This window comes from uncultured Microscilla sp. (assembly GCF_947493425.1).
GTDB lineage: Bacteria > Bacteroidota > Bacteroidia > Cytophagales > Microscillaceae > Microscilla.
Genome location: NZ_CANLRP010000244.1, coordinates 1 through 9631, shown reverse-complemented (window position 1 = coordinate 9631; position 9631 = coordinate 1). Strand labels below are relative to the sequence as shown.

Below are 9631 nucleotides of genomic sequence, written 5' to 3'. Positions count from 1 at the left end.
GGCGCAAAAAATAGCCTCGTCTCAAAACAAAACCTCTACCTCAAGAATGGTAATTTAATTTCTCACCATTCCTAAGAAACGGAAAAAAAAATAACTTTTCAGTTTGGAGGTGCTCTTTCACCCTGATACTTCGTTACCCCGGCAATTCCGCCGGGACTGGGAGCTTTTTTTAGCCGTAGCTATGGCTACGCCTGCAAAAAGTGCCTCGTCTCAGAATAAAATCCCTACCTCAAAATCGGTAATTTATTTTTTCACTATTCCTAAACAATGACTTCTTTGACCAGCTGATCAAAAACTGATTGCTGATTTAAAAAATAAATTTCAATAGGTATATAATAAAAAGGCAAATCGCCCAATATATGCTCAAAAGTTTTTGCCCCCAATTTTACAAAATCTTTTTCGGTAGTCAATAAAATAGTGTCATGGCTACTTACGGACTCAAATGCTTTTTTGACTCGCTCGGCATCGGCTTTAGTATAATTTTTATGGTCACGAAACCGAATATGACTGGCAAGGTTAAAGTGCTGGCTTACATGCTGCTCCAGCAAGTCGCCCTGAGCAATACCACTTACCAATACAGCATTCTTGGGCAGGCTGTCGCCTAAAGGTGGACTGGCAAATATGGGCTGGGGTGTTTGGTAACGAATGCCTGTAAAAAACACCGCAACATTGGGTGTCGTGTATTTTTTTATATTTGCCCTGATCTCTACTTGTTTGGCTGCCGCCAAATTGTCGGGGCATTTACTTACAATGACTACATCGGCTCTTTTGGCGCCTCTGCGCCGTTCGCGTAGCCTACCCGCCGGAAAGGGATGATCCATATAAAATAAGCGCTGATAATCGGTCAGCAAAATATTGAACGAAGGCGTAACCGCCCGGTGCTGGTAGGCATCATCCAGCAATATTACTTGTACTTCGGGGTGTTCGGTTAAAATATATGGAATAGCCAACGCCCTTTCTTCTCCCACACTTACTACCGCCTGGGCGCCATATTTTTTGTAAAACTGCATAGGTTCATCCCCTATGGTAGCCGCCGTGGCTTGTGCATCTGCCAAAATAAATCCTTTTGAATCTCTGCCGTAGCCCCGGCTCAGGGTGGCTACCTGGTAGTGTTTGCCCAGCAAACGAATGAGGTATTCTACGTGGGGCGTTTTGCCAGTGCCTCCTACGGTAAGGTTACCTACATTGATCACGTTGGTGTCAAATTTAATGGCGGGACGTTGTCCTATGTTGTAGAGGTGATTCCGAAAGTCGGTGATCAAGCCATACAATAAAGTAAAAGGATACAGCAGGATTTGGGTAAAGTTCATAAAGCAAAAATAGGCAATATCAATAGTTATACTTTGAACCACATGAGTTAACCAAAAAAACTGATGTTGACTGTGAACTTGTTTAAGGTTTTTTCAAATAATTCAAAATGGTTCTTTTACCCATATACTTCGTTGTGAAAATGCTCATTTAGCTAGGCTAAACTCCGCCTTCCACGCCTCGTCTATGTGAAAAATTACTCATTTTGCTCTCAATGCCAAAACCTTAAACAAGTTCTGTTTATAATCCTCCAGGTACAAGTTCGAGGTTTTGAGCCGAACTTGGTATGGGGCATAATGGTTAACACTTCGCTTATTGTCTACATAGTTGCTCTCTTATTCAAAAAGAGGCAAGTATGGGCTACCAGCCACAGGTTTTGGTTTTATACCAAACATCTAAAACCTGACGGTGTCTGGAAATAAGGGCACAAAGATAGAGAATATTTGGGTTTTGTTATACAATCTCATTTATTTGAAACAGCAATAATTTGATACCATCGCTTTTTGAGAAGATAAACAATGACAATTTATACCGTAGAAAACATTCGGGTCGATTGGGAGGACTTATTAGAGAGGTTGAAACATCACCCGTCGACACAGGATTTTGAGCATTTTAAGCAAGTGGTGTCGGCTTACTGGGATGATAAAAACAAGGGGGAAGTGCTTAAAGCTTCTTTTGTACAAACATACGAGCAGATCACCAGCTACTGCGAGGCAACTCAGGAGTTTTTGTTGAGTATTATGTTTGACTTTACCATTACCAACCTTATTGTTGATATCTTGCCTCAGGTGTTCGACCAGTTGTTGGCGCAAGAATGCTCTATGGAGCATGAGTTTTTGATTGTGCGCTATTTTATTGCCTATCGATGCGAAGGAATCAGCAAGCGGCTGTCTGTAGAAGGTTTTAGGGAGTTGATGGAACGTTACCCCAGTGAACAGATGCAGGCGCATATATTGACTCATGTGGGTGATCTTTATGGATATAATATATACGTGACACCTGAGAACCGACAGGCGGCTATTGATCTTTGTTATGAATATGTACAACACCCTAATAAACGCTTGGCGTATATTGCCTCGATAGAGCTGATGAGGTCGTTGAATTTTGAGACAGCAGACGATATTATTTGTAAGGTGGTAAATGCCTTTGTTGAGCCTTCGCCTTATATGAACTTTTACAGAGATACTTACTTGGTTTACAGGCGAGTACGCAAAGAGTTTTTGTTTAGTGATATTACCGAACGTGGCAGTACGCGAAGCGAAAAACACGCCACACCTGCTGATATTTTATTTTTGACCAATCATGTATCACTCTTTAGGCAAACTGGCAAAAAACAGTTTACCCTCGTGGTGCCCTTGTTGTTGAGCCACCTACAACCCCAAAACCATAACTCTTTTATTATCCAGGCGATTATGTTGATGGTGTTTGGCGACAATACCATTCAGAATTACCGGAGTTTTAACAAGGTACAGCAGCAAGTATTGGAAACTTTGGTAGAAAAACAGTGGTTGCGGGAAGATAAGATTACGGGGGAGTTGTTGGAAGCACACGCAATTCCTCAAAACTTTATTGATTTGCAGGTGTTGCTCAACCGCCAAAGCGATCGTAAGGCATTGCCTGACTTTGACAAATTGTATGAAGTAGACTGGAAAAACACTACCCATGCTTATGGCGAAGCAACCGATGTACCTTTACAAATTATGAAGTTGTGTTCTGAAGATAACGAAACCCGCGAAGAAGCTTGGTGGCAGTTATGGGGCAACTTGTTTCACCAAGGATCGCGTTATCCGGCATCGGTTTTGGCGGTACCCTATTTCATTGATTTGCTCAAGTACGAGCAGGTGGCTGATAAAGAAAAGATTATGCAGTATTTGCTGGGACTCACTTTGGGTTATCCCGAATACTACATTCACACTTCGCTCAACTATGAACGCGATATTCTCAATTTTGAGAATGAAGACGAAGCAGTGATGGCAGAACTCTATCATGGAGTAGCTGAGGGTATACCAGTATACCTCGGTTTTTTGGAAGGGGGAACAATGGAAGAAAAACAGGCGGCTATATTTTTACTGGCTTGGTTTTACCCCTTTCAGAAAAAAATAGTGCCTGCCCTTAAGTACTTCATTGAAGAGGAAGAAAATGAAATGGTGCAGGCAAACATATTGCTGGCATTGAGTTACCTTACCAGCCCTACACCTGCCAACAATCACGCGGACTTTTTTAGGCAGTGGTACCAGCAGGCACAAAATCAGTGGACAAAACTGGCGGCTACTATAGCCCTGTATCGTTTAGACGAACCTAAATACCGCCAGGAAGTGCTCAATGAACTACTGCAGCAATTGGGTAGGTCGGTGGCCGAAGAACAACAGCAAGCCGAAGAAACCATTGTCCAAACCAACTTGCCCTGGGTAGACGAATTTGGCAATATGGAGAGTTTTATCTCTGGTTTTTTTGATGAGTTGAACGAGCAACAAACCAGTCATGTAAACCAAGTATTGTTGGAAAAAATAAGAACTGTATCAATGTTTGAGTCGTTGGCACTCAATAATATCTTGTTTAGGCTCAACTTTGAGTATGTAGGCAAACGCCCAGTGGCTTTTGACCAGTTGACCAAAAAACAAGTGGGCATTTTGCAAGAATTACTATCTATTGAACAAATATGGAAAGTAGGCAATTTTATGAGTTTGCTCAGCGACTATGGTTTGCCACAAGGTAGAAAGGAAATGGGTACTTTTTTGAAAGTGGGAGGTCTTTGGAGCTAATTACGAATGGCTTAATTAAGAGTTAAACAATTACGAATTACGAATTACGAATGTGCGCAAAGCGACACTAAAAAACTATGGCCTTTTAACTACGCTTTTTGTAAACGACTGAAAATCAATGTGATACAAGGGTGTAGATACCTGTGGGCGCTACGGACTAGCAACTCAGGACTAAGCTTTACAGGGAGCTTTGCGTAAGTTAATGATGAATGGCTTCGCTCAATTCGTAATTAGCTAAAGCAGAGCTCCCTTCGGTCGGTTCGTAATTCTCAAATTACGAATATATGGGCTCAAATCAGGCAGGCTACTTGTGAGGCATAAAGGTGCCCCCGCTTTTTTGTAAAAACTCCATTTTTTTATCAACTATCGAAATGCTTTGTCGTTGTCATGCATATAATTGTGGTCTTACTTAAACTGATAAAACATGCACACCATTACTCGCCTATTAGTTCAGGCAGGCTTGATAGAAATGAATGAAAAAAAACTGAAACGCTGGGCAAAAAAACGCAAAATATCTTGCCTCATATATGCACTCAAACACGCCCATTACACCCACCGAACTTATGCAGCTACTTTGCTGGCCAAATTTGAACAACCTAAAGTAATACAGGCTTTGGTAGATGCCGTAGATGATACAATGAGTTATGTGTCTTTAGAGGCCATTGCTGCCTTAGAAAAAATGAAGGTTTCATCTACACAACAAGCCTACATTGCAGAGAAAAAACGGCATTGGGAGGCCGCATTGCCTCAGATAATAGCCACGAGGTCAAACATTCAAGGAGGCATTGCTGGGTTTTATTCAAGCAATATTCCTTCGCCCGATAGTTTCATCAATAATGATAACTCGGGGTGTTATGGTGTTTAAAACAAAGGTATGGTAAACAAGTATAATAGCTTTTTAGACAAAAAAAGTGATCTATTGTGGGCAAGCTATACAGGCGATTCGTCCGAGTTTTGGCGGGCTTATGAAAAGCTCATAGCGGCATCCAAAAAAAAAGCATTGCCTCCTGGGTTCATAAACAAACGAAAAATCTTGCCTGGCAGAGAGCGTATGCCAGAGAGGGAATATGGGTAATACCTTACGAGATTAAATCGTTGAAAAAACTCAAAATATTGGATATATCACACAACAAAATTACAAGGCTGCCAGAAACTATGAATGCGCTCGACAACCTCGAAACCCTTATTATAAGTCATAACCAGTTAACCGAATTGCCTTTGTACCTGGATAGGCTCAAAAAGCTTAAGGTACTCAAGTTTGCACATAATAAATTGATGGCTTTACCTGCCAAAATAGGATTATTGAAGCTAAGCCAGGGGCAGTATAAATAATATGCTGATGGGTAGATGACTTGCTTCTACAAAAAAGCCCTACCAGGTGATGATAGGGCTTTTTTGTGGTTAGGATCAGGTCAATCAACATTTATTGCTTAGGCGTATATTGTTGACGCAGTGCTCGCCCTGCCATATTAAACGCTTGCACATATTGGGTGTTCTTTTGGTTCAATTCATTAATGATCTGGTTGGCACGTTTTACATCTTGGCGGGTGAGTTTTTTGCTGTTTTTGGTAAATGTCACCAATTCTGTGTATTCTTTAGAAGCAAACTTTTTGCGGTACCTGGCTATTTTTTCGGCGGCTTTTTTGTAATCTGAGTTGCCATAAAAATCTTTGATTGCCTTAAGCTTGCTCAATGCTTCGCGTGCTGCAGCCAGGGTTTTTTTGCGGTTGCGCTCCATAGCACTTGCTTTTTTTGCTTCAAAGGCATCCATAAATCCTGCGTTGGCTTTTGACAGCTTGAAGTCTATGAGGTAAATAGAACGAGTATAACGGTTTACCTGTCCCATCTTTTCAATAGCATCGTCTTTTTTTCCCTCATTTACAATCTTGATGTTGTTTTGCTTGGCAAAGTACTTAGAGGCAGCCTTGAAGCGTTTGTCGGCGCGTTCGAGTTTGGCTTCAGCGCGGTCTTGAGCCTTGTAGTAGCGTTCCATTGCTAGGTAAGAGCTTTGACTGTTTTTTTGGAGCGAACTTGCTTCTTTAAACTCAATGGTGTAAATATTTTTCATTTGCTGTAGCACAGCCAATGCTTCTTTGCGAAAGCGATCGTTGCCATTAAAGGCCTTAAGCTCTTTTAAACGTGCCAAAGATTCGTCTATTTGGTTTACTACCGCACGTCGCTTGCGCTCAATGATCCGGTCGTTGTCGCTGTGTACCGACTTAGACACATACTCTACGCTTTTGCTCATAACTTTACTTTGGGCACTCATGATAGCGTCCCAGTATTCGCCTGCATTGCTAAATTCCTGTGCTTTTACTTGGGGAGAAAAAAATCCCATGAAAATGGTGAAAAAAGCAGCTGAAAATAAATAAAAAGAAGATGACTGTCTCATGACCACTAAATTTTGTTGAATGAATTATTTTTGTTTAGAGTATTGCTTAAAGCGTGTCTTCAGAGTTAAAAATTACTTTTTTAACCCAGGTTATGATATTTAAACATACTCTTAGACTGACAATACTCCACAGTGATTTTAGTCAAAGTTGTTTGCTGGTTATCAGTTATTTATGAATTTAAAAACTACTTAATTGGGTGTTTAGGCGTAAAACCGAAACACTTTTAAAAATAAAGTGAGTACGCAATCTTAAAATACTGGTTTACAGTATTTAACAAGGTGAACATTTACTCAAATCAGCTATGGACTATCGACTAAATACTATGGACTATTGACTAATAAATATGCACAATAATGCAGATAAATAAAAATTTGTGAGCTGCACTCTAGCCACTATAGAAAGTTCGTTTATATTTGTAGTGAAAAATATCAATTGCAAACTACTTACATTATATGCATTTTATCCCCCGAAAAATATACAACGAAGAACATGAGTTATTTCGCCAGTCATTGGCAGATTTTGTAGCCCAGGAGATTACCCCCCACAACGCCCAATGGGAAAAAGACCACATGGTGTCGCGTGAATCGTGGCTAAAGTTAGGTGAAAATGGCTTTTTGGGCATGCAAGTACCCGAAGCTTATGGAGGTTTGGGGATTGAAGACTTCCGTTACAATGCTATTTTTACTGAGGTAATTGCTCAGTCGGGTTGTGCAGGACCAGCAGTAGGCTACCCATTGCACAACGATATTGTACTACCTTATATACTAGAGTATGGTTCAGAGGAAACAAAGCAAAAATACTTGCCCAAAACTGTATCGGGTGAAAGTATTTTGGCGATTGCGATGACCGAGCCAGGCGCAGGCAGCGACTTGCAGAGCATGCGTACTACTGCCGAAGACAAAGGAGATCATTACTTGGTCAATGGGTCTAAAACCTTTATTACCAATGGTTACCTTGCCGACCTGGTAGTAGTGGCCGTAAAAACTGATCCTACCCAAGGTGCCAAAGGAACCTCACTATTGTTAATGGAGGCTTCCGCTGAGGGTTTCAGCAAAGGTAAGCCTTTTGAAAAGGTGGGTTTGCACGCTCAGGATACTTGTGAATTGTTTTTTGACAATGTAAAAGTACCTAAAGAAAATTTATTGGGCGAAGAGGGCAAAGGCTTTGGTTACTTGATGAACAAGCTGGCGCAAGAACGCTTGGTAGTGGGACTAGGGGCTATAGGTGCGGCCGAAAAAGCGTTGGAAACCACTATTCAATATACCAAAGAACGCAAAGCTTTTGGCAAGTCGGTGGCGCAGTTTCAGAACACCAAATACAAAATGGCAGAGCTTGCTACTGAGGTACAAATAGGGCGGGTTTTTGCCGATTATTGTACCGAGCTGCACGATGAAGGTAAACTGGATGGAGCTACTGCCTCGATGGTGAAGTATTGGCTGACCGATTTGCAGTGCAAGGTAGCCGATGAATGTGTACAATTGCACGGGGGGTATGGTTATATTTGGGATTACCAGATTGCCCGCTCGTATGCCGATGCGCGCGTACAGCGTATTTATGCGGGTACCAATGAAATTATGAAAGAATTGATTTCAAGAAAGATATTTAGTTAGCAGCTCTGGCAGGGGGCAAGTCCTTAGATGCCGATGCATATCGGTGCTTTAAGCGACAAGTCCGTAGATGCCGATGAATATCCGTGCTATTCCCTACTCTATAGGCAGCTATCAAGTTTGTAAGGTGTTTACAACTTTGATAGTTAGCAAGTGTGTAATGTAGACCACTTGGTCACAACTATATATTTATATAAGGAAGTTATCCCGACTTGAAACTCAAAGGTTTTAGTCTGCCATCAGCCAGGCTAAAACCTTTTTTTTGTCAGTTTATTGGTAGGCGAGTACCCATCATGTCAATAGCCATACCTGGCAGCCTACCTGCCAGGTATAAAATTAGACTTATGAGGCAGCCTCTTTTTTATTATATACATTGGTACCCAAGACTTGCCGCTGTTTCATCATTTTTACATAGCAAATCGCACACTACAAATCTTAGGCAGGTAATGGTTCAAGACTTGCCACGACTCTCCGGCATCTTCTGATAAAAACAAGTTGCCCGTAGTAGTGCCAAAAGCCATGGTGTGGTGCTCGCGTGCCAGCGAGTGGCGCAATACAATATCAAAACAATGTGTCTGGGGCAAGCCCTCTCGAAAATCTGCCCAGGTTTTGCCTCCATCTTCGGTATAATACACTACCAGTGCCCCATCTACTGCTACCCGGCGGTCATCGCTGGTAGCCGGAATCACCCAAGCCCGATCAGGGTTATCATCATCTATGGCTATAGTAAAACCATACTTGGTAATGCCTGTAGGGTCGGTTACTTCCTGCCAGTTTTGGGCACCATTGGTAGATCTAAAAATGCCGCAATGGTTTTGTTGCCACAATACTTCTGGATGGCGTGCACATTGCAACATCAGGTGTGGGTCGTGCCCTACTACTGCTTGGGGGTTGGGCAAAAAATCAGCCTTTAAACCATTATTTCGTATTTGCCAACTATTGCCTCCATCGGCTGTTTCAAAAACCCCTGCACAGCTAATGCCCACCCATATTCGCTGGGAGTTGCTAGAATCTACCACTATAGAATGAATGCCTGGATAGTTGCGTCCTCCGCCAAACCAATGGTCGGGGCGAGACGGTTCGTTCCAGAGGGCTTCGTTGAGCACGAAACTTTGCCCATTGTCGATGCTTTTAAATAAGCCCCCTGGCTCGGTGCCTGCCCATAGTACTCCAGGGGCTTGTCCCATTTCCAGATGCCAAACATACTTGAGGGTAGCAGGTTTGCCTGGTTTTATTTCGGCCTGCGGGGGGTATTTGGGGGCAGGCACTTCTGCCCAGGTAGCGCCTTCATCTGTAGAATAATGCAACTTAGTCCCCCAGTGTTTGTGCGCCAGACACACCCACCAATACCCGTTTTGGGAGTCTTGCCTTGCCACCGATACCGACATGCCCACAAAGTGCATTTGATCAAATGTCCATTTGCCTTCAGCGTTTTTTTTATACACTGCCAATCCTTTGCTGGTGGCTATTAATAGTTTTTTCATTTTTATGGTTTTATGGTTTTATGGTTTTATGGTTTTATGGTTTTATGGTTTTATGGTTTTATGGTTTTATGGTTTTA

Annotated in this window: 8 protein-coding genes; 5 read left to right on the top strand and 3 right to left on the bottom strand. The window is 42.1% G+C overall.

Going from position 1 to position 9631, the window contains the following annotated elements; all coding sequences use genetic code 11:
* Positions 1 to 260: 260 nt before the first annotated feature.
* Complete coding sequence (gene lpxK, locus Q0954_RS31205; protein WP_299464965.1) at positions 261 to 1310, bottom strand: tetraacyldisaccharide 4'-kinase; 1050 nt, start codon at positions 1308 to 1310, stop codon at positions 261 to 263.
* Between the two features lie 516 nt (positions 1311 to 1826).
* On the opposite strand from lpxK, the gene Q0954_RS31200 reads away from it, so the two are divergent.
* The 4 genes from Q0954_RS31200 (at position 1827) to Q0954_RS31185 (ending at position 5402) form a co-directional block, all read left to right on the top strand.
* Entirely contained in the window at positions 1827 to 4070 is a 2244-nt protein-coding gene (locus Q0954_RS31200) for a HEAT repeat domain-containing protein (RefSeq protein ID WP_299464961.1), read from the top strand.
* Positions 4071 to 4494: 424 nt separating this feature from the next.
* Positions 4495 to 4935: a HEAT repeat domain-containing protein gene (locus Q0954_RS31195; RefSeq protein ID WP_299464958.1), complete on the top strand. Its 441-nt coding sequence runs from the start codon at positions 4495 to 4497 to the stop codon at positions 4933 to 4935.
* A gap of 9 nt (positions 4936 to 4944) precedes the next feature.
* Complete coding sequence (locus Q0954_RS31190; protein WP_299464955.1) at positions 4945 to 5145, top strand: hypothetical protein; 201 nt, start codon at positions 4945 to 4947, stop codon at positions 5143 to 5145.
* A 20-nt stretch (positions 5146 to 5165) separates the two neighbouring features.
* Positions 5166 to 5402, top strand: coding sequence for a leucine-rich repeat domain-containing protein (locus Q0954_RS31185; protein ID WP_299464952.1), 237 nt, complete (start codon positions 5166 to 5168; stop codon positions 5400 to 5402).
* Positions 5403 to 5493: 91 nt separating this feature from the next.
* On the opposite strand, the gene Q0954_RS31180 is transcribed toward Q0954_RS31185, so the two are convergent.
* Complete coding sequence (locus tag Q0954_RS31180; RefSeq protein ID WP_299464949.1) at positions 5494 to 6462, bottom strand: hypothetical protein; 969 nt, start codon at positions 6460 to 6462, stop codon at positions 5494 to 5496.
* Positions 6463 to 6915: 453 nt separating this feature from the next.
* Here Q0954_RS31180 and Q0954_RS31175 point away from each other — a divergent pair, with 453 nt between their 5' ends.
* Positions 6916 to 8073: an acyl-CoA dehydrogenase family protein gene (locus Q0954_RS31175; RefSeq protein WP_299464946.1), complete on the top strand. Its 1158-nt coding sequence runs from the start codon at positions 6916 to 6918 to the stop codon at positions 8071 to 8073.
* 404 nt (positions 8074 to 8477) lie between these two features.
* On the opposite strand, the gene Q0954_RS31170 is transcribed toward Q0954_RS31175, so the two are convergent.
* The gene (locus Q0954_RS31170; protein WP_299464943.1) at positions 8478 to 9554 is read right to left on the bottom strand and encodes a glycosyl hydrolase; all 1077 of its coding nucleotides are present in this window, start codon (positions 9552 to 9554) and stop codon (positions 8478 to 8480) included.
* Positions 9555 to 9631 lie beyond the last annotated feature (77 nt).

Excerpts from the sequence above, each read along its gene's own strand:
- Q0954_RS31190 (WP_299464955.1), top strand. The coding sequence starts at position 4,945 with ATGGTAAACAAGTATAATAGCTTTTTAGACAAAAAAAGTGATCTATTG.
- Q0954_RS31175 (WP_299464946.1), top strand. The coding sequence starts at position 6,916 with ATGCATTTTATCCCCCGAAAAATATACAACGAAGAACATGAGTTATTT.
- Q0954_RS31195 (WP_299464958.1), top strand. The coding sequence starts at position 4,495 with ATGCACACCATTACTCGCCTATTAGTTCAGGCAGGCTTGATAGAAATG.
- lpxK (WP_299464965.1), bottom strand. The coding sequence starts at position 1,310 with ATGAACTTTACCCAAATCCTGCTGTATCCTTTTACTTTATTGTATGGC.
- Q0954_RS31200 (WP_299464961.1), top strand. The coding sequence starts at position 1,827 with ATGACAATTTATACCGTAGAAAACATTCGGGTCGATTGGGAGGACTTA.
- Q0954_RS31170 (WP_299464943.1), bottom strand. The coding sequence starts at position 9,554 with ATGAAAAAACTATTAATAGCCACCAGCAAAGGATTGGCAGTGTATAAA.
- Q0954_RS31180 (WP_299464949.1), bottom strand. The coding sequence starts at position 6,462 with ATGAGACAGTCATCTTCTTTTTATTTATTTTCAGCTGCTTTTTTCACC.